Source organism: Pseudomonas sp. H3_A02, from assembly GCF_054671965.1.
The window spans coordinates 3,521,758-3,548,271 of sequence record NZ_CP162807.1 but is presented as its reverse complement, the minus strand read 5'-3'; the positions used below and the strand labels follow the sequence as shown (position 1 = coordinate 3,548,271).

Sequence of the window (26,514 nt, the reverse complement as noted above, 5' to 3'; positions counted from 1 at the left end):
CCAACGAAGAACTTTGAACCATGGCCACTATCCACGTAGACGGCAAAGAGCTCGAAGTCGATGGCGCAGACAACCTGTTACAGGCATGTCTGTCCCTGGGCCTCGACATTCCTTATTTCTGCTGGCACCCCGCCCTTGGCAGCGTAGGCGCCTGTCGCCAATGCGCGGTCAAGCAGTACACCGACGAAAACGACAAGCGTGGTCGGATCGTCATGTCCTGCATGACCCCCGCCACCGACGGCAGCTGGATCTCCATCGACGACGAAGAAGCGAAAGTGTTTCGCGCCAGCGTCGTCGAATGGCTGATGACCAACCACCCTCACGACTGCCCGGTCTGTGAGGAAGGCGGCCACTGCCACCTGCAAGACATGACCGTGATGACCGGCCACAACGAGCGCCGTTATCGCTTCACCAAGCGCACCCACCAGAACCAGCAACTGGGGCCATTCATCTCCCACGAGATGAACCGCTGCATCGCCTGCTACCGCTGCGTGCGCTTCTACAAGGACTACGCCGGCGGCACCGACCTGGGCGTATTCGGCGCCCACGACAACGTGTACTTCGGTCGCGTTGAAGACGGCACCCTGGAAAGCGAGTTCTCCGGCAACCTCACCGAGGTCTGCCCGACCGGTGTGTTCACCGACAAGACCCACTCCGAGCGCTACAACCGCAAGTGGGACATGCAGTTCTCGCCGAGCATCTGCCATGGCTGCTCCAGCGGTTGCAACATCTCCCCGGGTGAGCGCTACGGTGAACTGCGTCGCATCGAAAACCGCTTCAACGGTTCGGTCAACCAGTACTTCCTGTGTGACCGTGGCCGTTTCGGCTATGGCTACGTCAACCGCACCGATCGTCCACGCCAACCGCTGCTGGCCAATGGCGCCAAGCTGAGCCTGGACGAAGCGCTGGACAAGGCCGCCGAGCTGCTGCGCGGACGCAACATCGTCGGCATCGGTTCTCCACGGGCCAGCCTGGAAAGCAACTACGCCCTGCGTGAGCTGGTCGGCGCCGAGCACTTCTACAGTGGCATCGAAGCCGGCGAGCTGGAACGCATCCGCCTGGTGCTGCAAGTGCTCAAGGACAGCCCGCTGCCCGTGCCGACGATGCGCGACATCGAAGACCACGACGCGGTGTTCGTCCTTGGCGAAGACCTGACCCAGACCGCCGCCCGCATGGCCCTGGCCCTGCGCCAGTCGGTCAAGGGCAAGGCCGAGGACATGGCCGACGCCATGCGCGTGCAGCCGTGGCTCGACGCCGCCGTGAAGAACATCGGCCAGGACGCACTGAACCCGCTGTTCATCGCCAGCCTCGCTGAAACCAAGCTCGACGACGTGGCCGAAGAATGTGTCCACGCCGCCCCGGACGACCTGGCCCGCATCGGTTTCGCCGTGGCCCACGCCCTGGACGCCAGCGCCCCGGCCGTCGACGGCCTGGACAGCGAAGCGGCCGCCCTCGCCCAACGCATTGCCGACGCCCTGCTGGCGGCCAAGCGCCCATTGATCATCGCCGGCACCTCCCTGGGTTCCAAAGCCTTGATCGAAGCCGCCGCCAACATTGCCAAGGCCTTGAAGCTGCGTGAGAAGAACGGTTCCATCAGCCTGATCGTGCCGGAAGCCAACAGCCTCGGCCTGGCCATGCTCGGTGGCGAATCGCTGGACGCGGCCCTGCAAGCGGTGATCGACGGCAGCGCCGACGCCATCGTCGTGCTGGAAAACGACCTCTATACCCGCACCGACAAAGCCCGGGTGGACGCCGCCCTGAACGCCGCGAAAGTGCTGATCGTCGCCGACCATCAGAAAACCGCCACCACCGACCGCGCCCACCTGGTGCTGCCGGCGGCAAGCTTCGCCGAAGGCGACGGTACGCTGGTCAGCCAGGAAGGTCGCGCCCAACGTTTCTTCCAGGTGTTCGACCCGACTTACCTGGACGCCAGCATCCTGGTCCACGAAGGCTGGCGCTGGCTGCATGCCCTGCGCGCCACCCTGCTGGACCAGCCGATCGACTGGACGCAACTGGACCACGTCACCGCCGCCGTCGCTTCGAGCAGCCCGCAACTGGCGCGCATCGTCGATGCCGCGCCATCGGCCGCGTTCCGCATCAAGGGCCTGAAACTGGCGCGCGAACCGCTGCGCTACTCCGGTCGCACCGCCATGCGCGCCAACATCAGCGTCCACGAACCACGGACCTCCCAGGACAACGACACGGCGTTCTCGTTCTCCATGGAAGGTTACTCGGGCTCCGCCGAACCGCGCTCGCAAGTGCCGTTCGCCTGGTCGCCGGGCTGGAACTCGCCGCAGGCCTGGAACAAGTTCCAGGACGAAGTCGGTGGTCACCTGCGTGCCGGTGATCCGGGCACCCGCCTGATCGAAAGCCAGGGCGATGGCCTGAGCTGGTTCGCCAGCGTGCCACGCGCCTTCAACCCGGCACCGGGCACCTGGCAGGTCGTGCCGTTCCATCACCTGTTCGGCAGCGAAGAGAACTCTTCCAAGGCCGCACCGGTGCAGGAACGTATCCCGGCCGCCTACGTGTCGCTGGCCAAGTCCGAAGCCGATCGCCTGGGCGTCAACGACGGCGCCCTGCTGAGCCTGAACGTGGCCGGCCAGACCTTGCGTCTGCCGCTGCGCATCAATGAAGAACTGGGCGCTGGCCTGGTGGCCCTGCCGGCTGGCCTGGCGGGTATTCCACCGGCGATTTTCGGCAAAACCGTCGACGGTCTGCAGGAGGCAGCGCAATGAGCTGGTTCACCCCTGAAGTGATCGATGTGATCCTGACGGTCCTCAAGGCCATCGTGATCCTGCTGGCCGTGGTGGTCTGCGGCGCGTTGCTGAGCTTCGTCGAACGTCGCCTGCTGGGCTGGTGGCAGGACCGCTACGGTCCGAACCGCGTTGGCCCGTTCGGCATGTTCCAGATCGCCGCCGACATGATCAAGATGTTCTTCAAGGAAGACTGGACACCACCGTTTGCCGACAAGGTGATCTTCACCCTGGCACCGGTGGTGGCCATGAGCGCCTTGCTGATCGCCTTCGCGATCATCCCGATCACCCCGACCTGGGGCGTGGCGGACCTGAACATCGGCCTGCTGTTCTTCTTCGCCATGGCCGGCCTGTCGGTGTACGCGGTGCTGTTCGCCGGCTGGTCGAGCAACAACAAGTTCGCCCTGCTGGGCAGCCTGCGGGCCTCGGCCCAAACCGTGTCCTACGAAGTGTTCATGGGCCTGGCGCTCATGGGCATCGTGATCCAGGCCGGCTCGTTCAACATGCGCGACATCGTCGAGTACCAGGCCCAGAACCTGTGGTTCATCATTCCGCAGTTCTTCGGTTTCTGTACCTTCTTCATCGCCGGCGTGGCCGTGACTCACCGTCACCCCTTCGACCAGCCGGAAGCGGAACAGGAACTGGCCGACGGTTACCACATTGAATATGCCGGCATGAAATGGGGCATGTTCTTCGTCGGTGAATACATCGGCATCATCCTGATCTCGGCACTGCTGGTGACGCTGTTCTTCGGTGGCTGGCACGGTCCGTTCGGCATCCTGCCGCAACTGTCCTTCGTCTGGTTCGCCCTGAAGACCGCGTTCTTCATCATGCTGTTCGTCCTGCTGCGCGCCTCGATCCCGCGCCCACGCTACGACCAGGTGATGGACTTCAGCTGGAAATTCTGCCTGCCGCTGACCCTGATCAACATGCTGGTGACCGCTGCGATCGTTTTGATGAACGCGCCTGCGGCCGCGGTTCAGTGAGGATTTGACCCATGTTCAAATATATTGGCGACATCGTTAAGGGTACCGGTACCCAACTGCGAAGCCTGGTCATGATCTTCGGCCATGGCTTTCGCAAGCGCGACACCCTGCAATACCCGGAAGAGCCGGTCTACCTGGCGCCCCGCTACCGTGGCCGCATCGTCCTGACCCGCGACCCCGACGGCGAAGAACGCTGCGTGGCCTGCAACCTGTGCGCCGTGGCGTGCCCGGTGGGTTGCATCTCGCTGCAGAAAGCTGAAACCGAAGACGGTCGCTGGTACCCGGACTTCTTCCGCATCAACTTCTCGCGCTGCATTTTCTGCGGCCTCTGCGAGGAAGCGTGCCCGACCACCGCGATCCAGCTCACGCCGGATTTCGAAATGGCCGAGTTCAAACGTCAGGACCTGGTGTACGAGAAAGAAGATCTGCTGATTTCCGGTCCCGGTAAAAACCCTGATTACAACTTCTATCGTGTTGCAGGTATGGCCATTGCCGGTAAGCCAAAAGGCGCCGCGCAGAACGAAGCCGAACCGATCAACGTGAAGAGCTTGCTGCCTTAAGGAAGAAAGATGGAATTCGCTTTCTATTTCGCATCGGGTATCGCGGTGGTGTCCACGCTTCGTGTGGTCACCAACACCAACCCTGTGCACGCCCTGCTCTACCTGATCATTTCGCTGATCGCCGTGGCCATGACCTTCTTCGCCCTCGGCGCGCCGTTCGCCGGTGCCCTGGAAGTGATCGCCTACGCCGGCGCCATCATGGTGCTGTTCGTGTTCGTGGTGATGATGCTCAACCTCGGCCCGGCCGCGGTCCAGCAGGAACGCTCCTGGCTCAAGCCCGGCATATGGGCGGGGCCGGTGATCCTGTCCGCCCTGTTGCTGGGTGAACTGCTGTATGTGCTGTTCGCTCACCAGAGCGGCCAGGCCATCGGCCACACCACCGTAGGCGCCAAGGCCGTGGGCATCAGCCTGTTCGGCCCGTACCTGCTGGTGGTCGAACTCGCCTCGATGCTGCTGCTTGCCGCAGCCGTCACGGCGTTCCATTTGGGCCGTAACGAGGCGAAGGAGTAATCACATGCCTGCTATCCCTCTCGAGCATGGTCTGGCGGTTGCCGGCATCCTGTTCTGTCTCGGTCTGGTTGGCCTGATGGTCCGCCGCAACATTCTGTTCGTGCTGATGAGCCTGGAGGTCATGATGAATGCCTCCGCCCTGGCCTTCATCGTCGCGGGCGCTCGCTGGGCACAGCCGGATGGACAGATCATGTTCATCCTGGTGATCAGCCTGGCAGCCGCCGAGGCCAGTATCGGCCTGGCGATCCTGTTGCAGCTGTATCGCCGCTTCCACACTCTCGATATTGACGCTGCCAGCGAGATGCGCGGATGAACCTTCTCTTCCTGACTTTCATATTTCCCCTTGTCGGTTTCCTGCTGCTGTCGTTCTCCCGTGGACGCTGGTCGGAAAACCTCTCGGCCCTGGTTGGCGTGGGCTCCATCGGCCTGTCTGCCATCGTCACGGCCTACGTGATCTGGCAATTCAACGTCGCCCCGCCGGAAGGTGGCCGGTACGTGCAGGTGCTGTGGCAGTGGATGGCGGTGGAAGGCTTCACGCCGAACTTCGCCCTGTATCTGGACGGCCTGTCGGTGACCATGCTCGGCGTGGTGGTCGGCGTGGGTTTCCTGATCCACCTGTTCGCCTCCTGGTACATGCGTGGTGAAGCCGGTTACTCGCGCTTCTTCGCCTACACCAACCTGTTTATCGCCAGCATGCTGTTCCTGGTGCTCGGCGATAACCTGTTGTTCCTGTACTTCGGCTGGGAAGGCGTGGGCCTGTGCTCGTACCTGTTGATCGGTTTCTACTACAGCAACCGCAACAACGGGAACGCCGCACTCAAAGCGTTCATCGTGACCCGGATCGGCGACGTGTTCATGGCCATCGGCCTGTTCATCCTGTTCCAACAACTGGGCACGCTGAACATCCAGGAACTGCTGGTCAAGGCACCCGAGCACTTCAAGGTCGGCGACTTCTGGATCGTCCTGGCGACCCTGATGCTGCTGGGCGGTGCCGTCGGTAAATCCGCGCAACTGCCGCTGCAAACCTGGTTGGCGGACGCGATGGCCGGCCCTACCCCGGTCTCGGCACTGATCCACGCCGCGACCATGGTGACCGCCGGTGTCTACCTGATCGCCCGTACCCACGGGCTGTTCGCCCTGGCGCCGGACATCCTGCACCTGGTGGGCATCGTCGGCGGTGTGACCCTGGTGCTGGCCGGTTTTGCCGCCCTGGTGCAGACCGACATCAAGCGCATCCTCGCCTACTCGACCATGAGCCAGATCGGCTACATGTTCCTGGCCCTGGGCGTCGGTGCCTGGGAAGGCGCGATCTTCCACCTGATGACCCACGCCTTCTTCAAGGCCCTGCTGTTCCTTGCCTCCGGTGCGGTGATCGTCGCCTGCCACCACGAGCAGAACATCTTCAAGATGGGCGGCCTGTGGAAGAAACTGCCGCTGGCCTATGCCAGCTTCATCGTCGGCGGCGCGGCCCTGGCGGCCCTGCCACTGGTCACCGCCGGTTTCTACTCCAAGGACGAAATCCTCTGGGAAGCGTTCGCCAGCGGTAACCAAGGCCTGCTGTATGCCGGCCTGGTGGGTGCGTTCATGACCTCGCTGTACACCTTCCGCCTGATCTTCATCGCGTTCCACGGTGAGGCCAAGACCGAAGCCCATGCCGGCCACGGCATTGCCCACTGGCTGCCACTGTCGGTGCTGATCGTGCTGTCGACCTTCGTCGGCGCCCTGATCACCCCACCGCTGGCCGATGTACTGCCGCAAAGCGTCGGCCATGCCGGCGGCGAAGCCAAGCACAGCCTGGAAATCGCCTCGGGTGCCATCGCCCTGGCCGGTATCCTGCTGGCCGCCCTGCTGTTCCTGGGCAAGCGTCGTTTCGTCACGGCGATCGCCAACAGCGGCATCGGGCGTTTCCTTTCGGCCTGGTGGTTCGCCGCCTGGGGCTTCGATTGGATCTACGACAAACTGTTCGTCAAGCCATACCTTGCGATCAGCCACATTCTGCGCAAAGACCCGCTCGACCAGACCATTGGCCTGATCCCGCGCATGGCCAAGGGCGGCCACACTGCCCTGAGCCGTACCGAGACTGGTCAACTGCGTTGGTATGCGGCTTCCATGGCGGCTGGCGCCGTGCTGGTTATCGGCGCCATCGTGCTGGTAGCGGTCTGATATGAACCTTGCGAACTTGCGAAAGGAAACGAGCCCGTCATGATTCTGCCCTGGCTAATCCTGATCCCCTTCATCGGCGGCCTGCTGTGCTGGATCGCGGAGCGCTCCAGCTCCACGCTCCCGCGCTGGATTGCGCTGCTGACCATGTCCCTGGAACTCGCGCTCGGCCTCTGGCTGTGGGCGACCGGCGACTATTCATTCGCTCCGGCCCCTGGCGCCGATCCGACCTGGGCGCTTGAATTCAAGCACGCCTGGATCGCGCGCTTTGGCATCAGCGTGCACCTGGCCCTCGACGGTCTGTCGCTGCTGATGATCCTGCTGACCGGCCTGCTGGGTATCCTCTCGGTCCTCTGCTCCTGGAAAGAGATCCAGCGTCACGTCGGTTTCTTCCACCTGAACCTGATGTGGATCCTGGGCGGTGTCGTCGGCGTGTTCCTGGCGCTGGACCTGTTCATGTTCTTCTTCTTCTGGGAAATGATGCTGGTGCCGATGTACTTCCTCATCGCGCTCTGGGGTCACAGTTCTTCGGACGGCAAGAAAACCCGGATCTACGCGGCGACCAAGTTCTTCATCTTCACCCAGGCTTCCGGCCTGATCATGTTGGTGGCGATCCTCGGTCTGGTACTGGTCAACTTCAACAACACCGGCGTGATCACCTTCAACTACGCCGACCTGTTGAAAGTGCAGATGTCCAAGACCACCGAGTACGTGCTGATGCTCGGCTTCTTCATCGCCTTCGCGGTGAAGCTGCCGGTGGTGCCGTTCCACTCCTGGCTGCCGGACGCCCACGCCCAGGCGCCGACCGCCGGTTCCGTGGACCTGGCCGGTATCTTGCTGAAAACGGCGGCCTACGGCCTGCTGCGCTTTGCGCTGCCGCTGTTCCCGAATGCCTCGGCCGAGTTCGCGCCGATCGCCATGACCCTGGGCCTGATCGGGATTTTCTACGGTGCGTTCCTGGCGTTCGCCCAGACCGACATCAAGCGCCTGATCGCCTTCTCCAGCGTTTCGCACATGGGCTTCGTGCTGATCGGGATCTACTCCGGCAGCCAGCTCGCCTTGCAAGGCGCGGTGATCCAGATGCTCGCCCACGGTCTGTCGGCCGCCGCACTGTTTATCCTCAGCGGTCAGTTGTACGAGCGCCTGCATACCCGGGACATGCGTGAAATGGGTGGCATTTGGTCGCGCATCGCCTACCTGCCGGCCATCAGCCTGTTCTTCGCGGCCGCTTCCCTGGGCCTGCCGGGCACCGGCAACTTCGTCGGCGAGTTCCTGATCCTGATCGGCTCGTTCGTCAGCGCGCCATGGATCACGGCGATCGCTACGTCCGGCCTGGTGTTCGGTTCGGTCTACTCGCTGATCATGATCCACCGCGCCTACTTCGGTCCGACCAAGTCGGATGAAGTGTTGCGTGGCATGGACGGTCGCGAACTGATCATGGTGCTCGGCCTTGCGGTGCTGCTGGTTTACCTCGGCGTGTACCCGCAACCGTTCCTCGACACCTCTGCCGCCACGATGCATGGCGTGCAGCAGTGGCTCGGCACCGCCTTCTCTCAACTCGCTTCGGCCCGGTAAGAGCGCTATGGAATTCACGATTCAACACTTTATCGCGCTTGCGCCGCTGTTGATCACCAGCGCCACGATCATCGTGGTGATGCTGGCGATCGCCTGGCGGCGCAATCACTCGCAGACCTTCCTGCTGTCGGTGGCAGGGCTGAACCTGGCCTTGCTGTCGATTTTGCCGGCCCTGAAAGTCGCGCCACTGGCGGTCACGCCACTGATGCAGGTGGACAGCTTCGCCTGCCTCTACATGGCGTTGATCCTGGTCGCCACCCTGGCCTGCGTCACCCTCGCCCACGCCTACCTCGGCGATGGCGGTTCGGGTTACCCGGGCAACCGCGAAGAACTGTACCTGCTGATCCTGATGGCCGCCGCCGGTGGCCTGGTGCTGGTCAGCGCGCAGCACCTGGCCAGCCTGTTCATCGGCCTGGAACTGCTGTCGGTACCGGTCTACGGCCTGGTGGCCTACGCCTTCTTCAACAAGCGCTCCCTGGAAGCCGGCATCAAGTACATGGTGCTGTCGGCGGCCGGTTCCGCGTTCCTGTTGTTCGGCATGGCCCTGCTCTACGCCGAAGCCGGCACCCTGAGCTTCGTCGGCATCGGCCAGGCCCTGGCGGCCACCGGCCTGCCTAGCCCGATCGCACAACTGGGCCTGGGCATGATGCTGATCGGCCTGGCGTTCAAGCTGTCGCTGGTCCCGTTCCACCTCTGGACCCCGGACGTCTACGAAGGCGCCCCGGCGCCAGTGGCGGCGTTCCTGGCCACCGCGTCGAAAGTGGCGGTGTTCGCGGTCATGGTGCGTTTGTTCCAGATCTCGCCCGTGGCCAGCAGCGGTGTGCTGAGCAACGTGCTGACCATCATCGCCATCGCGTCGATCCTGTTCGGTAACCTGCTGGCACTGACCCAGAGCAACCTCAAGCGTCTGCTGGGTTACTCGTCCATCGCCCACTTCGGCTACCTGCTGATCGCCCTGATCGCCAGTAAAGGTCTGGCCGTGGAAGCCATCGGCGTGTACTTGGTCACCTACGTGATCACCAGCCTCGGCGCCTTCGGCGTGATCACCCTGATGTCCTCGCCGTACAACGGCCGCGACGCCGACGCCCTGTACGAATACCGCGGCCTGTTCTGGCGCCGTCCGTACCTGACCGCCGTGCTGACCGTGATGATGCTGTCCCTGGCCGGCATCCCGCTGACTGCTGGCTTCATCGGCAAGTTCTACATCATCGCCACCGGCGTCGAGGCCCACCAATGGTGGCTGGTCGGCTCCCTGGTGCTGGGCAGTGCCATCGGCGTGTTCTACTACCTGCGCGTCATGGTCACCCTGTACCTGATGGAACCGAACCTGCGTCGCCACGATGCCGAGTTGCACTGGGAACAGAAAGCAGGCGGCGTGATGCTGCTGGCCATCGCCGTATTGGCGTTCTTCCTCGGTGTGTACCCGCAGCCGTTGCTGACCCTGGTCCAGCAGGCTGGCTTGACGGGTTGATCGTCCAAGCGTTGTAACCACTGAGAATGCCCGTATCGCGAGATACGGGCATTTTTTTTGCCGATTAAATTACCAACCCTGGCTGATGTTTGAGCCATTGTGGCGAGAGGATCTATCTGTGGGAGCACGGCTTGCTCTCACAAGGGGTGGGATAAATCCCCGGCGCAGCACCTTATTCAATATGATTTATTTTGCTGCCCTGAGGGCCAGAACGAATCACCGCTCAGAAGCGACTGCTTTAGAAGACTGGCTAGCATTGCCAATTGCCAAAGGAGAAATCCGTCATGACAACCCTCGCAAAAACTCGGTCCGTCACCGTTCAGGTCCCGGTGCACCTGGCCGAAAAAGTCGATCTGATGACCGAGAACCTTGGGCGCTCCAGGGACTGGATCGTCAAACAAGCGCAAGTCTCCTGACTCATGAAGCCTTGGCCGATGTTGACGCTGGCCGAGTGATTGACCACCAGGCAGTCCAGGCTTGGGCCGATAGTCTCAGCGGGGATCGATAACTTCGGCTCGACCCGCCTGATTGCCAAAGCGCAGTGGCTTTTTCCATCCGCAGATCCGCTCAGATGAGTCTCGAGAGTGAAGCGTCGCCGCAGACCATCAGCGCAAAGTGCAACGCGTTTCCTACCCGGCTCATGCAGCTTGCACGACACTGAAAATCCTGAGCGTCTCAACCCATTGTTTTTAAAGAGTTTTAAAACCCGTCTCGGCTGGCACGGCTGATGCAATTCAACCTTTACGCGGCGTCGGCGCTCAAAGCCTGCCCGCATCCGTGAATTGCCGAGGAGCTACACATGAATGCCATCGATCTGTTGAAAGCCGACCACGAACGTGTCAAAGCCATCCTGACTCAACTGAGCGAGTCGACCGACCGCGCCGTGAAAAAACGCACCGACCTGTTGGCGAAACTTGAAATGGAAATTTCCATCCATACCCGCCTGGAAGAAGAGATTCTGTACCCGGCTTTCAAACAAGCAGGCGGAAAAGACGAGGCCGAAATGTATTACGAGGCCAAGGAAGAACACCGTACCGTCGACTCGCTGGTGCTGCCGGATCTGAAAACCACCGATCCGACCCAGCCGGAGTTCGCCGGTCGCGTGAAAGTGGTCAAGGAGCTGCTTGAGCACCACATCGAGGAGGAAGAAAAGGAAATGTTCCCCCAAGCGAAAAAACTGCTGGGCAAAGCCAAACTGGACGCCTTGGGTGCGGACATGGAAGCCATGAAAGCGCAGTACAAAAAAGAACTGAGCAGCGCCAATCTCGCCGCCTGATCAAAGCGCCGTGGATGCTTCAGCCGTCATGTGACGGCTGAATGCGTTGCGACGCTTTAACGCTTTACTGCATGTGTTCACGCAAGAATTCCACGAACGCCTGCACAGGGCGTGAGCCTTGGCGATGTTGCGGGTAGACCGCCGACAACGCCAAGGGCTCGGTTTCAAACCCCGCCAACACCTGGATCAACCGACCGTCCTTCAAGGCATCGCCGAGGATGAAGGTGGGCAGGTAGGTGATCCCCATCCCGGCAATGGCCGCGTCCCTGAGCAAATCACCGTTATTGGCGCGCATGCGTCCCGTGACCTCCAGGGTCAACGGTTTGCCGGCGCCTGCGAAACGCCATTGCACCTGGCGGCTGTGACCATAGGGCAGGCAGTCGTGATGGCGCAGGTCTTCAGGTCGCGTGGGCGTGCCTTTTTGCGCCAGGTAGGCGGGACTGGCGCAGTACACCCGCTCGATGGCCGCGATGCGCCGGGCAATCAGCGTCGAATCCTCCAGCACGCCGATGCGCAGCGCCAGGTCATAACCCTCCCCCAGCAAGTCCACCGAACGGTCGCTCAGGTCCACTTCGACGCTGACGCCTGGATACCGCTGCAGAAACAGCGGCAACAGGCTGCCCAAGTGCGCCACGGCGAAAGACAGCGGCGCGCTGAGCCGGACGGTACCGCGGGGCTCACTGGTCTGGCCGCTGATGCCCTGCTCCACCTGTTCGACGTCATTGAGCAGGCGCAGCGCCGCTTCGTAATAGCGCTGGCCCAACGGGGTGACGTCCAGCCGGCGAGTCGAGCGGTTGAGCAGGCGCACGCCCAGGCGTTGTTCCAAGGCCATGAGCTTGCGGCTGACAAACTGCTTGGACAGCCCCAGCTTATCCGCCGCGGCGGTGAAACTGCCTGACTCCATGACCTGGGCAAAGATGCGCATTTCTTCGAAGGGGTTCATTGTCATTCCTGGGGTGGACAGTCAGGGGGATGAGTTGGGCATTGTGGTCTTGATGAGTCTGATTGCCTAGCTGTTGAATGTGCCGACGCCATCGCGACCAAGCTCGCTCCCACAAGGTTCGTGGGTGTACTCGGATCTTGTAATCACCGGGAACCCTGTGGGAGCGAGCTTGCTCGCGATAGCGGCGGTACAGCTTGCAAAAACCTAATGCCAGACACAAAAACGCCCGCACAAGGCGGGCGCCATCCAGCATGAACCGCTTACTTGGCCGTCAACGCCGAGTAGCTGTTCATCAGGTTGCGGTAGTTCGGAATGCGCTGGGACAGCAGGTTGCCCAGGCCTTCGATGTCGTTGCGCCAGTCGCGGTGCAACTCACAGGCCACCGAGAACCAGTTCATCATCTGCGCGCCGGCAGCGGTCATGCGGACCCAGGCGGCCTGTTGCACGGTTTCGTTGAACGTGCCCGAAGCGTCGGTCACGACGAACACGTCGAAACCTTCAGCCAGCGCCGACAGGGTCGGGAACGCCACGCAGACATCGGTGACCACGCCCGCGATGATCAATTGCTTGCGGCCGGTGGCCTTGATCGCCTTGACGAAGTCTTCGTTGTCCCAGGCATTGATCTGGCCTGGACGCGGGATGTACGGCGCGTCCGGGAACATTTCCTTGAGTTCCGGCACGATCGGGCCGTTGGGGCCTTGTTCGAAGCTGGTGGTCAGGATGGTCGGCAGTTCGAAGAACTTCGCCAGGTCGGCCAAGGCCAACACGTTGTTCTTGAACTCGTTGGGCGAGAAGTCCTGGACCAGGGAAATCAGGCCGGTCTGGTGATCGACCAGCAGGACGACCGCGTCGTCTTTGTTCAGACGGTTGTAAGCGGGAACGTTGCTCATGGGATGACTCCTTTGGGATGGATGTTACGAAACCTGTGGGAGCGGGCTTGCTCGCGAAAGCGGTGTGTCAGCTTGCGACGTTGTCGGATGTGCCGACGCATTCGCGAGCAAGCCCGCTCCCACAGGAGGATCTGTGTGTAATCAGTCAGAAAGCAAAACAGGAACAACCAAACGCGCCCCAGAAACCTTGGAAATCGCTGACCGGGACGTTCGACAGTCGTGCGCGTTCATGGCTGTGGGAGTGCACCGTGCACGGACCGCTGCACTGGTGGACCTGGGCCTGCAACGGTGATGTCGGACGCCAGTGCCCCGGGACCTTGACCACCGGTGACCAGTCCGGCAGCACCGGCACACTGGCCGGCCCTAGCTTTTCAAAGTCGCCAGCGGCGTACACCACCTTGCCGTCGACCACCGTCAGCACGGACTCGATCCACTTGATGGCTTCTTCCTCGACACTGAAGAAATCCGCGCTCAGGGCCGCCAGGTCCGCCAGTTGGCCGACCTTGATCTGGCCTTTCTTGCCCTGCTCCGAGGAGAACCAAGCGCTGCCATGGGTGAACAATTCCAACGCGGTCAGGCGCGGCAGGCCCTCTTCGTGCAACGAAAGACCACCGACCGTGCGGCCGCTGACCATCCAGTACAGCGAGGTCCAGGGGTTGTAGCTGGAGACGCGGGTGGCATCGGTGCCGGCGCCTACCGGCACGCCTTCGGCGAGCATGCGCTTGATCGGCGGCGTGGCTTCGGCGGCCTTGGCACCGTAGCGGTCCACGAAATATTCACCTTGGAAAGCCATGCGGTCCTGGATGGCGATGCCGCCGCCCAGGGCCCGCACGCGTTCGATGTTCTTCGGGGTGATGGTCTCGGCGTGGTCGAAGAACCACGGCAGGCCGTTGAACGGAATGTCGCGGTTGACCTTCTCGAACACGTCGAGCATGCGACTGATGGATTCGTCGTAAGTGGCGTGCAAGCGGAACGGCCAGCGCTGTTCCACCAGGTGCCGGACCACCGGTTCCAGGTCCTGCTCCATGCCCGGTGGCAGGTCCGGACGTGGCTCGAGGAAGTCCTCGAAATCCGCCGCCGAGAACACCAGCATTTCCCCGGCACCGTTGTGCCGCAGGAAGTCGTCGCCCTGGTGCAGCTTGACGCTGCCGGTCCAGTTCTTGAAGTCGCTGAGTTCTTCCTTGGGCTTCTGGGTGAACAGGTTGTAGGCGATGCGCACCGTCAACTGCTGCTCGCGGGCCAACTGCTCGATCACCGCGTAGTCGTCCGGGTAGTTCTGGAAACCGCCGCCAGCGTCGATGGCGCTGGTCAGGCCCAGGCGATTGAGTTCACGCATGAACTGGCGGGTGGAGTTGACCTGGTATTCCAGTGGCAACTTCGGCCCTTTCGCCAGCGTCGAGTAAAGGATCATCGCGTTGGGCCGCGCCACCAGCATGCCGGTGGGCTCACCCTTGCTGTCGCGCACGATCTCGCCACCCGGCGGGTTCGGCGTGTCACGGGTGTAGCCGGCCACCCGCAGCGCGGCGCGGTTGAGCAAGGCACGGTCATACAGGTGCAACACGAACACCGGCGTATCGGGGGCCGCCTGGTTGAGTTCTTCCAGGGTCGGCATGCGCTTTTCGGCGAACTGGAATTCGTTCCAGCCCCCCACCACGCGAACCCACTGCGGCGTCGGCGTGCGGTCAGCCTGATCCTTGAGCATGCGCAAGGCGTCGGCCAGGGACGGCACGCCTTCCCAGCGCAGCTCCAGGTTGTAGTTCAGGCCGCCACGAATCAGGTGCAAGTGCGAGTCGTTGAGGCCGGGAATGACCGTGCGGCCCTTGAGGTCGATGACCTGGGTGCCGCTGCCGCGCAGGGCCATGGCCTCGGCGTCGGTGCCTACCGCGACGAAGCGCCCCTGGCTGATGGCTACTGCGCTGGCGCGGGGTTTCTCACGGTCGACGGTATGGAACTGGCCATTGAACAGAATCAGATCGGCGTTCATGGGATTTCCTTCTGAATGGGAAGAGGCAAGTGACAGGCGTGGCCAGAAAGCCGCGGCGGCGCTGAGCAAGGAGCCGGCGGCCAGCAACTGGCGGCGCAGCGGATCGGTTGGATCGTCCTTATTGGCCATGGCCGGACTCCAGGTGTTCATGGGCCTTGGACGCTTCCAGCCACGGCGCGAACAGACGGGTCGCCAGCGGCATGCACACGTACACCACCGAAAGCACGATGGTCACGGTGATCAGAAACGTGGCGACCACATAGTTGGACAGAAACGCGTGGAGTTGCAGCAGCGGGCCCCAGAGCAACGGCACCAGCAAGGTGTGCGGCAGGATGACCAGCAGCGTCACCACCGATTGCTTCCAGCGCGGCGGTGGCGTGGCGGCATCGGCCAGCGGGGCGAACCAGAACTCCTTGTGCGAGGCGACTTCGGTCTGGTCGCCGTCGGCCAGCAGAGGCGCGGCCTCCTCCACCAACTCGCGGCGCTCGGGCGAATCCAGCCAGCGTTGCATGGCCTCGGTGGAGCAGAACCGCAGCACACAGGTGAACAGCGACAAACCACCCTGCTTGCCCCGCACCACATCCACCCCCAGATGGCCCGGCCACTGGCCAGCCACGCTGACAATGCGCCGCAACCAGGCTTCATAGGCAGCGTCCTGGCCGGCCTTGACCCGGTGCTTGACCACCAGGGTGACGATTTCGTCGAAGCCGGGCCGGGATGGGCTCGCGGTGGATTCAACAGCTTGAGATTCAGGCATGGCGCAGCACTCCATCAAAACGCGCGTTCAGCGCCAGGCGCCCAGGCCCGGCAATGAACACGCTGGTAAATACAATCAACAGCAACCAACCGAACTGGCCTTCCTCCAGGCTCCACTGCGGGTGCACCACCAGCAGCGCCACGGCCAGCAAAAACAGGATCGGCAGGCACGCCAGGCGCACCAGCACACCGGCCATGATCAGCAGTGGACACAGCACTTCGGCGAAAATCGCCAGGATCAGGGTTGGCGCCGCGCCGAGGTGAAACGGGTCTTCGATGCGGGTCAGCTCAACGCTGTAGTGCAACAGCTTCGGCAGCCCATGAACCCACAGCAGGAACAACCCGCCGCTCAGGCGCAGGAACAACAAGCCCAGGTCCTGCAATGGACGCTCATCGGTCATGTTCATCGGTGGGCTCCTTCCGGGGCGGCCGAGGCTTCGGCCGGCAATGGTTGGGACATGTGGCTGGCAATGCGCGAGCGCAGCCAGCGTTCGGCCGGGTCGTTGTCATGCACGCCGCTCCAGACCATCGACAGTTCGGCGGCATTGATCTCGAACGGCGGGTCCTCGGCACGCAGCGCGCAGCCTTCCACCAGCGCGCAGGCGGCATAGTCGGGCACGGTGGCGATCAGTTCGGTGCCGGCCAGCAAGGCCCGCAGGCCGCTGAATTGCGGCACCGCCAACACCACTTTGCGGCTGCGGCCGATGCGGGCCAGGTCCAGGTCGATGTTGCCGCTCAAGTCACCCGAGAACGAAACCATGGCGTGGGGCCGCGAGCAGTACTCGTCCAGGGTCAGCGGCCCCGGGCGCTTGTCGCCACGCAAGACCTTGCAAGGAATGTCCCGCAGTTTCTTGCGCTTGGCGTTGGCCGGCAGATCGGTGGTGTAGCTCACGCCGACGCTGATTTCACCGCTGGCCAGCAGCGATGACATCAGCAGGAAATTGGCCCGTCGCACCACCACGATGATCCCCGGCGCCTCTTCGCGCAGTTGACTCAACAATGGAGGAAACAGGCCGAATTCGGCGTCGTCGGACAGCCCGATGCGAAACACGTCGCAACTAGTGGAGGGGTCGAACGCCTTGGCCCGGCTGACCGCGCCGGAGATGGTGTCCATGGCCGGTTGCAGCTCTCGCAGGATCGCCAGGGCACGCGGGGTCGGTTCCATGCCACGACCGTGACGGATCAGCAACGGATCATCGAACAGGTCCCGCAGCCGCCCCAGCGCCGCGCTCACCGCCGGCTGGCCCATGAACAGCTTTTCGGCGACGCGGGTCAGGTTTTTCTCGAACATCAGCGCCTCGAAGATCACCAGCAGGTTCATGTCGAGACGGCGTAAATCGTTGCGGTTCATGGGTGTTGTTCCTGTTGAATGCCAATCCTGTGGGAGCGGGCTTGCTCGCGAAAGCGGTGGGTCAGTTGGCACTTATGTCGAATGTGCCACCGCATTCGCGAGCAAGCCCGCTCCCACAGTTTCATGGCTTGATCAACCCTGGATGAACGCCAGCAGGTCCGCGTTCAAGCGGTCCTTGTGGGTGTCGGTCAGGCCATGGGGCGCGCCCGGGTAGACCAGCAGCTGCGAATTCTTCAGCAACTTGGCGGCGGCGATGCCGGCAGTTTCGATGGGGACCACCTGGTCGTCATCGCCGTGGACCACCAGGGTCGGCACGTCGATGTTGCGCAGGTCTTCGGACAGGTCGGTCTCCGAGAACGCCTTGATGCAGTCGTAGGTGTTCTTGTGGCCGGCGAGCATGCCCTGCATCCAGAACCAGTCGATCATGCCTTGGGAGACTTTGGCGCCCGGACGGTTGGCGCCGAAAAACGCGCTGGCCACATCTTTGTATAGCTGAGAACGGTCGGCCAGGGAGGCCTGGCGGAAACCGTCGAACACTTCGATGGGCAAGCCGCCAGGGTTGGCCGCGGTCCGGACCATCAGCGGCGTCACCGCCGAGATCAGGCCGAGCTTGGCGACACGGGCCGCGCCATGACGGCCGATGTAGCGAGCCACTTCGCCACCGCCGGTGGAGAAACCAAGCAGCACCGCCTCTTTCAAGTCCAGGCGTTCGATCAGCTCGGCCAGATCATCGGCATAGGTGTCCATGTCGTTGCCGTCCCAGGGCTGACTGGAACGCCCGTGCCCACGGCGGTCATGGGCGATCACCCGATAGCCGTTGGAGGCCAGAAACATCATCTGCGCCTCCCAACTGTCCGAGTTCAACGGCCAGCCGTGGCTGAAGACCACTGGTTGACCACTGCCCCAATCCTTGTAGTAGATCTCGGTGCCGTCGCGGGTGATGAAGGTGCTCATGACAGGATTCCTTGAGATGGGTGGATCGCTTTATGGTCCGGTCAGAGGAAGCATTTGCGTGAGTTAAACGTTGTTAATTTTTTTGGAACTGGCGTGCTTTTGTGGCGAGGGAGCCCGCTCCCGCTGGGCTGCGCAGCAGCCCCAGGACTGTCACTTTGGTGTGCCAGATTGATTGGGCTGGAGACCTTTTGGGGCCGCTTCGCGCCCCAGCGGGAGCACGCTCCCTCACCACAGGGTTCGGCGGCTGGAAGGCTGGGAGTAGAGCCTGCGCCGTTGCGCTGGAAGCCAAACCTGAGGAATATGCTCGGATAAAGCCCAGGCATCGGGACCAGAACATTGAGAGCACCATGAGCCACTACCTCAGCCTGCCCGTCGAACAGACGGTGCATTTCGGCCCTTACCGAGTCCATCCGCGCCAGCGCCTGGTGCTAGAGGGCGAGCAACCGTTGCGCCTGGGACGGCGGGCCGTGGAGATTCTGCTGGTGTTGCTCGAACACGCCGGCGAAGTGGTGAGCAAGCAGCAACTGATCGCCCGGGTCTGGCCCAGGAGCGTGGTGGAAGACACCAACCTGCGCGTGCACGTCGCGGCTCTGCGCAAGGCCCTCGGGGACGGCCAGGCCGGGCAGCGCTACATCGTCACCGTGGCGCAGCGCGGCTACAGCTTTGTCGCGCCACTGTCATTCGAATCCCTCGACCCATTGGCGCGCATTCCTCATCCGTCCCTGGCGCGCAACCTGCCGCTGCAGCGCACGCGCCTGATCGGACGCCAGGCCCTGGTGGACAACCTGGTGGCCCAGTTGCCGCGAAAGCGTTTCATTACCCTGGTCGGCACCGGCGGCATCGGCAAGACCACCGTTGCCCTGCGGGTCGCTGAACGGTTGATCGGCCACTACTACGACGGCACTTACCTACTGGACCTGGCATCGCTCAACGATCCGGCCATGATCGTCCCCAACCTATGCGCAGTGCTGGATCTGCCACTGCACGACGGTGACCAGCCGGACACCATCGCCCGGCAACTCAGGGAGCGGCATCTACTGCTGGTGATCGACAACTGCGAGCACCTGATCGACGCCATCGCCCAGCTCAGCGAAACCTTGCTGCGCGGCGCCCCTCACCTGCACATCCTGGCCACCAGCCGCGAAGGCCTGCGCGCCGAAGGCGAACACGTGCAACGCCTGGACGCCCTGGCATTCCCGCCCCGGGAAATGCCCGTCGAGGGTTATCCCGCCCTGGAGTACCCGGCGTTGCAACTGTTTGCCGAACGCGCGATGGCCAACCGTGACGACTTCGAACTGACCGACCGCGAGGTGCCGTTGGTGGTCGACATCTGCCAGCGCCTGGACGGCATTCCCCTGGCCATCGAACTGGCTGCCGGACAACTCGGCCGCTTCAACCTCGAAGCACTGCACCGGCAACTGCAAGACAGCGTCGCCCTGCTTCACAACGACACCGACGCCGCTCCGCGCCAGCAGACCCTGCGCGCCACGTTGGACTGGAGCTTCGCGCTGCTCACGGCCTGCGAGCAAACCTGCCTGCGGCGGCTGGCGGTGTTCATGGGCAGTTTCAACCTGGCCTCGGCCGCGGCGGTGATCGTCGGCCAGAATGTCGCGCCCGAACAGGTGCTGGTGTCGGTCAGCCAGTTGGTCGCCAAATCGTTGCTCAACGTCGAGATCGGCGATGAAGAGGTGCGCTATCGCCTGCTGGACACCACCCGCCGCTACGCCTTGGAAAAACTGGCCGAAGCCGGGGAACTGGCGGCCAGCCAGGAACGCCACGCCGAACGCTGCCTGGCGCTCATGGGGCAAGCGGAAAATGATTGGGAAAACACCCCCACCCGACTGTGGATCGCCCGCTACGCCGACTATCGCGACGACATCCGTGCGGCACTCGACCGAGGCCTGGGCCCGCAGGGTTCACATGCCGTGGCGATCCGCCTGACCGCCCGCACCCTGCCCCTTTGGCAGGAACTGTCGCTGCTCAAGGAGCACGGCCTCTACGTCAACAAGGCGCTGAAATGGTTGCAGGCCAGCCCCACGCCATGCCCACGCTTGACCCTGGCCCTGGAACTGGCCCACGCCAGTTTCAACTACCATACCGAGGGCGGCACGCCGGCCACGGTCCGAGCCTTCGCCACCGCCCGGCAACGGGCCCGGCAATGCCAAGACCTGGCCAGCGAACTGCGGGCCGTGTCCGGGCAAATGACGGTCGACCTCAGCTGCGGCAACTACCAACAGGCCCTGGCACACAGCCTGGATTTCGACCGGCTGGGTTTGCAGGGCGACCCGACCCTGTCCTTGAGCGCCCAACGCCTGCGGGTGCTGGCGCTGCACTTCACCGGCGACCAGGGCGCGGCGCGGCGCGAAGCCGAACAGGTGATCCAGCGCCTGGCCCAGAGCGGCCACCTCAGCCGCTTCAGCCACGGTTTCGGCGTGCAATACGATCAGAGCGTGGCTGCACTGACGATTCTGGCGCGCATCCTCTGGCTGCAAGGGTTCGCCGAGAAAGCCCGGCGCACCGCCAACCTGGCGTTGCAGATCGCCTTGCAGATCAACCACGGCATTTCGATCTGCTACACCCTGGCGATAACCGGTTGCGTGATCGCCCACTACAACGGCGATCATCCGACCGCCTGGGAAAGGCTCGACCTGTTGAAGCAGCAGGCCAAGAAACATTCGGTGATGCTGTTCCATGACTGGGCCTGCCATTACGACAGCGCATTCAATGGCCAGCCCCTGGAGATGAGCCCGACAAACGGGCTGATCCAGGACATCGCCGTCACCCTGCGCCCGGAATTCGTCAGCCCGGCGCAACTGGAACGGGCCCGCAGTGGCGCCGCAGGCTGGTGTTCGGCGGAGATCCTGCGAGCCGGCGCCGAAACCTGGCTGGCCCGGAACGAACCCTCCCTGGAAGACGCCGCCGAAGCGCAACTGCTGGCTGCCCTGAATGTCGCCCGTCGTCAGCATGCCCTGGCTTGGGAACTGCGCAGCGCCACGTCCCTGGCCCGCTTGTGGCAACGTCGCGGGCAAGTGCACGCCGCGCAGGAACTGCTCGGGCCGGTCTATCGACGCTTCAGCGAGGGGTTCGACACCCCCGACTTATTGGAGGCCGGCGCCCTGCTCCAGGCGCTGAGTTACCGGTTGGGGCCTTGAGTGACGCGCCCCCCAAGCACCTTGCAGAACGTAACGCCGATGGAACGTAGGCCACTGACCACTGCGCCGCAGCTTGTCCATGGCATAGGCGCGCGTGGTGTGCAGCAGTCTAAAACGCCCTCCTTCGGCCAGCGGTTCGACCATCAGCAATGACACACTCGCCAGCCGCGACAACAACGAGGGCAATTGCCCGACACTCAGTTCAGCGCAACTGATCACCGCCAGCGCCGCCTTGAGCGTAAACGACCCTTCGAACACCGCCAGGCGCTGGAACGCGGTTTGTTCGTCAGCGCTCAAACGCTCGACACTCGAATCCAGCACGGCCTCCAGGCTTCGATGCCGGGCCACCGCCGTACGCCGCCCGTGACTCAAGAGTGACAGACCGTAATCCAATTGTTCGAGGACCCCGGCCAGCCCCAAGGCGTCGACTTGGGCCGCCGCCAGTTCCAACGCCAACGGCAAGCCGTCCAGGCGCTGGCAGATCTGTGCCAAGATCAGCCAGTCGCGGCCATGGGGCTGGAACCCCTGCAGCCGGGCACCCACCCGCTCGACCAACAACTGCACCGCCGGGCACGCGACGATCTGGTGCTCGGGCTCCAGGGGCGAGGCCACGGCCAGGCCCGACAGCGGCACGATTTTTTCGCCCGGCAGGGCCAGGGGCTCGCGGCTGCTGCACAACAGCGCCACCCCCGGCGCTGCCGTAGCCAGTGCCTGGGCCAACTCCCGACAGGCATCGAGGACGTGCTCGCACCCGTCGAGCACCAGCAATAGGCGGCAAGACTCAAGGCGCCGGCCCAACGAACCGGGTTCCAGGCCCAGCGTGCTGGTCACCTGCGCCGTCACCTGCGTGGGATCACTGACGGCCGCCAGGTCGACAAACCAGGCCCCGTCCTCAAAGTGCTCGAGCAGCAGCTCCGCCACCCGCAACACCACGGTGGTCTTGCCGCTCCCGCCCGGGCCGGTCACGGTGGTCAGGGCTTGACGGGGCACTTGCGCCAACAGCCGTCCCAGGACTCTGTCGCGGCCGACCACCGGGCTCAAGCGCGTGGGCAGGTTGTGTCGCTCGGCCCTGGGTCTGAAAGGCGACTCAACGCCTCCTTGCACCACCAGGGGCATCGCCAGGCAATAGCCTTGTCGCGGATGGTTGAGGATATAACGAGCGCCGTCCCGCCCGTCGCCGAAGGCCCGCCGCAGCGCCGCGATGTGCACCCGCAGGTTGATGGCTTCCACGACGCTGTCAGGCCAGACGTGGGCGATGAGGGTTTGCTTGCTGACGTAATGGCCGGCGTGCTCCACCAGCACCTGTAGAACATCCAGGGCCCGGCCACCCAGCGCGAGGGGTTGGCCGTCACGGGTGACCAGCCGCTGCTGGCGGTAGAAGGCGAACGGACCAAAGCTCACCGCCGGCTCACTATCGGGTTTGACGAAACTATTCATGCGATCCAGCGCCGGATAACCGGTGCGGGCGTCAGCGTGCGGATCACCGAACACGTTTGCCCTGGCTCCTGCGCATCCTTTCCAAAGGGTTCGCCGTTATCTTGGCAGGCACAGGCTTCAGGACAATGCTGGCACTGGGAGCGCCACGGACATCACGGTGCCCTGGACGGACACCGACGGCTCAACTGAACTGCTGACGATATTGCACCGGGGTCAGGCCGAGCTTTTCACCGAACAAAAACCGCATGTGCCGCACACTGCCGAAACCGCTGCGAAACGCCACGGTCTTGAGCGGCAGATCGGTGGTTTCCAGCAGATGACGCGCCCGGTCGATGCGCGCGCCTTGCAGGAATTCCATAGGCGTCATCTTCACTTCACGGGCAAAGACCCGGGCGAAATGCCGCGCGCTCATGGCGGCCAAGGCAGCCATGCGCTCAATGGTGAACGGTTCTTCCAGATGCTCCATCACGTGGTTCTGCACCCGGGTAATGGCCGATTCCTGCGTCGACACCGCCGCCACCAAGGGGCTGAACTGCGCTTGTCCGCCCTGGCGCTTCATCACCACCAGCAGCACCTTGGCCACGTCCAACGCGACTTTGCGGCCATGGTCCTGGGCGACGATGGCCAGGGCCAAGTCGATCCCGGCCGTGACGCCGCCCGAGGTGATCAGGCGGCGGTCCTGCAGGAAGATCTTGTCGGTTTCCACCAGGGCCTTGGGGAAACGTTGTATCAGGCGTTCGGTGTAATGCCAGTGGGTGGTGACGCGATAACCGTCGAGCAAGCCCGCCTCACCGAGCATAAAGGCACCGGTGCAGATAGAACCATAGCGTGTAGCCCGCTGCGCCGCGGCCCGCAGCCAGGTGTACAACCCCGGATGCTGGTTGTTATAGGCCCCCGGCCCGCCCGGCACCAGCAACACGTCATACGCCGCCCACGCCTGGTCGATATGGATATCAGCCTGCACCGACACGCCGTTGGACGCTCGCAACGGCCCGCGATCGGTGCCCAGGGTCAGCAGTTGATAACGCAGGTCCGGTTCGAGGTAACGATTGGCGATGGAAAACACTTCGAGAGGCCCGGCCATGTCGAGCAGCAAAAAATCCGGGAACAGCACCATTGCAACGGTTTTCATTAAAAAAGACGCCAAAAAATCCAGAAACTGTAAATGCCCCCTGTGGGAGCGAGCTTGCTCACGATAGCGTTGGATCAGCCAGCATCAAGGTGACTGGCATCCCTATCCCGAGCAAGCTCGCTCCCACAGGTGTTGTGTAGCGTAAACGCCTCAGCATTATGGCGAAGCGAAGCGACTGCTGGTGACATTTGAGCATTGTCCACTCAAAACGGACAGTCTTTCGTTTTTCACCTGCTTATTGAACCTACGGATAACCATTAACCTTCTTCTGAACCCGGCGAACGGCCCCAGCCGCCGCCCTTGAATATCAGGAGAACTCATCATGCTGACCCTTCGCAAAGCTTCGGACCGCGGCATTGCCCGTCACGGCTGGCTGACCTCGTTCCACACCTTCTCGTTCGCCAGTTACCGTGACCTCAACGAGCAGGGTTTCTCCGACCTGCTGGTCATCAACGACGACCGGGTCGCCGCCGCCAAGGGTTTCGGCCAGCATCCCCACCGGGACATGGAGATCTTTTCCTATGTGCTCGAAGGGGCGCTGGAACACAAGGACACCCTGGGCACGGGCTCGGTCATTCGCCCCGGTGACGTGCAATTGATGAGCGCCGGCAGCGGCGTGGCCCACAGCGAGTTCAACCACAGTGCGGACGAGCCGGTGCACTTCCTGCAGATCTGGATCGTGCCCGACGTCAGCGGTGCCACCCCCCGTTATCAACAGGAGCACTTTCGTCGCGAGCAGAAACAGGGTCGCCTGCAATTGATCATCTCCCCGGACGGCGCCGACGGCTCGCTCCAGGTGCGCCAGGATGCGCGGGTCTACGCCGGGTTATTCGATGGCGAGCAAAGCGCCACCCTGACCCTGCCACCGGATCGTTATGCCTACGTGCACGTGGCCCGAGGCGCTGTCGAGCTCAACGGCGTGCAACTGCGCGAAGGTGATGGCGTGCGGGTGCGCGAGGAGCAGGTCCTGAACTTAAGCAATGGCCAGGATGCCGAGGTACTGGTGTTCGATCTGCGGCCGCAGGAACTGCCACAGATGCCATGAAGCACCCTTTAACCTCTGTGGGAGAAACTGTCACAGATGCTATGAAGTTACCTGTAAACCCTGTGGGAGCGAGCTTGCTCGCGATGGCCTCAGGTCAGCCGATATTCATGTAGCTGACACTCCGCCATCGCGAGCAAGCTCGCTCCCACACAATGGCTGCCCACCGAAGCACAAACCGACGATAACAGCTGACGCGGGAGCTGTGTGGGAGCAAAGCTTGCTCGCGATGCAGGCGCCTCGTTTTCCCAGAAAACCGCGTCATCTTCATCGCGGGCAAGCCTTGCTCCCACACAGGTCCCGCGCTATAGCGCGGCGGCAACGCCTCTCCCCGCCCTAAAAACTCATCCCTGATCGAACAGCGGTTTTATCGCAAGGCTTGTTTGCGCTCCGATTTCGAGCGGTAACTGCCAGGCGGCACACCAAAGAAATCCCGAAAACGACGCTGGAAGTGCGGCGAGCTGACGAAGCCTGTCGCCACGGCGATTTCGGTCACGGACCGATTGGTTTGCTGGATGAGTTGGCGCGCACGCGTCAGGCGCAGCTCCAGGTAATAGCGCGTTGGGGTCGCGCCGAGAAAACTGCAGAACCGTCGCTCCAACTGGCGCTTGGAAATCTTCACGCACGCCGCCAGCTCATCGATGGTCAAAGGCTCCTCTACGTTCTGCCACATCAGCTCCAACGCCAACTTGAGGCTTTCCGGCAGCGTCGGGTCGGTCTCGACGAAAACCGGCGGCAAGTCCGTCGCATCGTCGCCTGACTCATCGCAACGCAGAATTTCCTCGATGGCCCCCACCAGCGCCGCTCCGCCCGTCTGGCGAATCAACTGGAGCATCATGCGCAGCGAACTGTTGGCGCCGGCGCAACTGACCCGCTCCCGGTCAACCACATAGGCCCGGCTGGACACCTTCACATGAGGAAACACCTCCGCCATCATGGCGCGGCTTTCCGGGTGGACGGCGCACTCGAAACCATCCAGCAGATTGGCATCGGCCACGAAAAAGGCACCGTTCCACAACCCGCCCAGGATCGCCCCGGACGCCGCATTCGCACGCAGCTTTCGGCGCAGCAAGGGATGGCCTTGCAACTTCACTCGAAAGCCCCCAGCGACGATCAGCACGTCGTGGTTTTCCGGCATCTGCGCCAGTTCGATGTCCGTCGAGATGACAATGCCCAGGTCGCTCGTCACCTGCCCACCTGAAACCCCCACCGTCAGCACCTCATAGAGGGGCATGTCGCTCATCAGGTTGGCGGTCACCAGCGCGTCCACCGCGCCGGTGAAGGACATCATCGAGAAGTTGTCCATCAATACGAACGCGACGCGGATCGGCGCCTGGCTGGCGGGCGCCGCGCCGAGCGGGCGATAAGCCATGTTCTTGTTTTTGAGTACGCTCTCGAATGCGCTTGGCATAGGGCCTCGTTAATACATTAAAGACGATGAGGATTTGCTGCACGTGGGTGCCCTGAACCCCAGGGCGAAGGCGCAGGGCAAACCACGCTATCTTCCAGACTAGTCAAGCCGGCTGCAATCGCGCCTGCGCCGTCTACCGATCGTCCCGCGCCAAAATGGCAAGCCTCAAGT

General features: G+C 62.9%; 21 protein-coding genes and 1 pseudogene. 12 read left to right on the top strand and 10 right to left on the bottom strand.

The genetic code is table 11. From position 1 onward, the window contains the following. Positions 1–20 precede the first annotated feature (20 nt). The 10 genes and pseudogenes from nuoG to AB4N80_RS15720 all read left to right on the top strand — a co-directional run bounded on the left by nuoG (position 21) and on the right by AB4N80_RS15720 (position 11,291). Positions 21–2,735: an NADH-quinone oxidoreductase subunit NuoG gene (gene nuoG / locus AB4N80_RS15765; RefSeq protein WP_305467627.1), complete on the top strand. Its 2,715-nt coding sequence runs from the start codon at positions 21–23 to the stop codon at positions 2,733–2,735. Then, on the top strand, positions 2,732–3,739 hold the full coding sequence (nuoH, locus tag AB4N80_RS15760; RefSeq protein ID WP_092196998.1) for an NADH-quinone oxidoreductase subunit NuoH: 1,008 nt from the start codon (positions 2,732–2,734) through the stop codon (positions 3,737–3,739). Before nuoG ends, nuoH begins: the two co-directional genes overlap by 4 nt. Positions 3,740–3,750: 11 nt before the next feature. After that, positions 3,751–4,299 carry an NADH-quinone oxidoreductase subunit NuoI gene (nuoI, locus tag AB4N80_RS15755; protein WP_003180051.1) on the top strand — a complete coding sequence of 183 codons (549 nt, stop codon included), beginning with the start codon at positions 3,751–3,753 and terminating at the stop codon, positions 4,297–4,299. Between the two features lie 9 nt (positions 4,300–4,308). Beyond that, entirely contained in the window at positions 4,309–4,809 is a 501-nt protein-coding gene (gene nuoJ / locus AB4N80_RS15750; RefSeq protein WP_003180049.1) for an NADH-quinone oxidoreductase subunit J, read from the top strand. Between the two features lie 4 nt (positions 4,810–4,813). Next, positions 4,814–5,122 carry an NADH-quinone oxidoreductase subunit NuoK gene (gene nuoK, locus AB4N80_RS15745; protein ID WP_003180046.1) on the top strand — a complete coding sequence of 103 codons (309 nt, stop codon included), beginning with the start codon at positions 4,814–4,816 and terminating at the stop codon, positions 5,120–5,122. Next, entirely contained in the window at positions 5,119–6,972 is a 1,854-nt protein-coding gene (nuoL, locus tag AB4N80_RS15740) for an NADH-quinone oxidoreductase subunit L (RefSeq protein ID WP_122568500.1), read from the top strand. Before nuoK ends, nuoL begins: the two co-directional genes overlap by 4 nt. Positions 6,973–7,011: 39 nt before the next feature. Next, complete coding sequence (gene nuoM, locus AB4N80_RS15735; protein ID WP_122568499.1) at positions 7,012–8,544, top strand: NADH-quinone oxidoreductase subunit M; 1,533 nt, start codon at positions 7,012–7,014, stop codon at positions 8,542–8,544. Positions 8,545–8,551: 7 nt separating this feature from the next. Then, a complete protein-coding gene (gene nuoN, locus AB4N80_RS15730) occupies positions 8,552–10,015 on the top strand; it encodes an NADH-quinone oxidoreductase subunit NuoN (protein WP_072406832.1) in 1,464 nt (487 codons plus the stop codon). 284 nt (positions 10,016–10,299) lie between these two features. Further along, a pseudogene (locus AB4N80_RS15725) lies at positions 10,300–10,523 on the top strand (CopG family ribbon-helix-helix protein). A gap of 291 nt (positions 10,524–10,814) precedes the next feature. Continuing rightward, entirely contained in the window at positions 10,815–11,291 is a 477-nt protein-coding gene (locus AB4N80_RS15720) for a hemerythrin domain-containing protein (RefSeq protein WP_122568498.1), read from the top strand. Between the two features lie 64 nt (positions 11,292–11,355). On the opposite strand, the gene AB4N80_RS15715 is transcribed toward AB4N80_RS15720, so the two are convergent. The 7 genes from AB4N80_RS15715 to AB4N80_RS15685 form a co-directional block, all read right to left on the bottom strand. After that, positions 11,356–12,234 (bottom strand): LysR family transcriptional regulator, encoded by an 879-nt coding sequence (locus AB4N80_RS15715; RefSeq protein WP_460082891.1) that lies wholly within the window; start codon positions 12,232–12,234, stop codon positions 11,356–11,358. A gap of 260 nt (positions 12,235–12,494) precedes the next feature. After that, the gene (ycaC, locus tag AB4N80_RS15710) at positions 12,495–13,124 is read right to left on the bottom strand and encodes an isochorismate family cysteine hydrolase YcaC (protein WP_014337664.1); all 630 of its coding nucleotides are present in this window, start codon (positions 13,122–13,124) and stop codon (positions 12,495–12,497) included. A 145-nt stretch (positions 13,125–13,269) separates the two neighbouring features. Further along, the gene (locus AB4N80_RS15705) at positions 13,270–15,108 is read right to left on the bottom strand and encodes an amidohydrolase (RefSeq protein ID WP_003203401.1); all 1,839 of its coding nucleotides are present in this window, start codon (positions 15,106–15,108) and stop codon (positions 13,270–13,272) included. A 118-nt stretch (positions 15,109–15,226) separates the two neighbouring features. Further along, positions 15,227–15,865, bottom strand: coding sequence for an antibiotic biosynthesis monooxygenase (locus AB4N80_RS15700; RefSeq protein WP_354338264.1), 639 nt, complete (start codon positions 15,863–15,865; stop codon positions 15,227–15,229). Beyond that, positions 15,858–16,271 (bottom strand): DoxX family protein, encoded by a 414-nt coding sequence (locus AB4N80_RS15695; RefSeq protein ID WP_122568495.1) that lies wholly within the window; start codon positions 16,269–16,271, stop codon positions 15,858–15,860. The genes AB4N80_RS15700 and AB4N80_RS15695 overlap by 8 nt, the downstream gene beginning before the upstream one ends. Next, entirely contained in the window at positions 16,268–17,215 is a 948-nt protein-coding gene (locus AB4N80_RS15690; protein ID WP_122568494.1) for a LysR family transcriptional regulator, read from the bottom strand. Before AB4N80_RS15690 ends, AB4N80_RS15695 begins: the two co-directional genes overlap by 4 nt. Before the next feature lie 132 nt (positions 17,216–17,347). Beyond that, complete coding sequence (locus AB4N80_RS15685) at positions 17,348–18,169, bottom strand: alpha/beta fold hydrolase (protein ID WP_122568493.1); 822 nt, start codon at positions 18,167–18,169, stop codon at positions 17,348–17,350. 347 nt (positions 18,170–18,516) lie between these two features. Here AB4N80_RS15685 and AB4N80_RS15680 point away from each other — a divergent pair, with 347 nt between their 5' ends. Then, positions 18,517–21,321 carry an ATP-binding protein gene (locus tag AB4N80_RS15680; protein WP_354338263.1) on the top strand — a complete coding sequence of 935 codons (2,805 nt, stop codon included), beginning with the start codon at positions 18,517–18,519 and terminating at the stop codon, positions 21,319–21,321. Here AB4N80_RS15680 and AB4N80_RS15675 read toward each other — a convergent pair. Next, positions 21,268–22,758 carry an ATP-binding protein gene (locus tag AB4N80_RS15675; protein WP_122568536.1) on the bottom strand — a complete coding sequence of 497 codons (1,491 nt, stop codon included), beginning with the start codon at positions 22,756–22,758 and terminating at the stop codon, positions 21,268–21,270. The genes AB4N80_RS15680 and AB4N80_RS15675 overlap by 54 nt on opposite strands. A gap of 181 nt (positions 22,759–22,939) precedes the next feature. After that, complete coding sequence (locus AB4N80_RS15670) at positions 22,940–23,890, bottom strand: GlxA family transcriptional regulator (protein WP_122568491.1); 951 nt, start codon at positions 23,888–23,890, stop codon at positions 22,940–22,942. 322 nt (positions 23,891–24,212) lie between these two features. Here AB4N80_RS15670 and AB4N80_RS15665 point away from each other — a divergent pair, with 322 nt between their 5' ends. After that, on the top strand, positions 24,213–24,935 hold the full coding sequence (locus tag AB4N80_RS15665; protein ID WP_122568490.1) for a pirin family protein: 723 nt from the start codon (positions 24,213–24,215) through the stop codon (positions 24,933–24,935). Positions 24,936–25,299: 364 nt separating this feature from the next. Here the strand turns inward: AB4N80_RS15665 and AB4N80_RS15660 are convergent, their stop codons facing one another. Next, positions 25,300–26,343: a GlxA family transcriptional regulator gene (locus AB4N80_RS15660; protein ID WP_122568488.1), complete on the bottom strand. Its 1,044-nt coding sequence runs from the start codon at positions 26,341–26,343 to the stop codon at positions 25,300–25,302. Positions 26,344–26,514 lie beyond the last annotated feature (171 nt).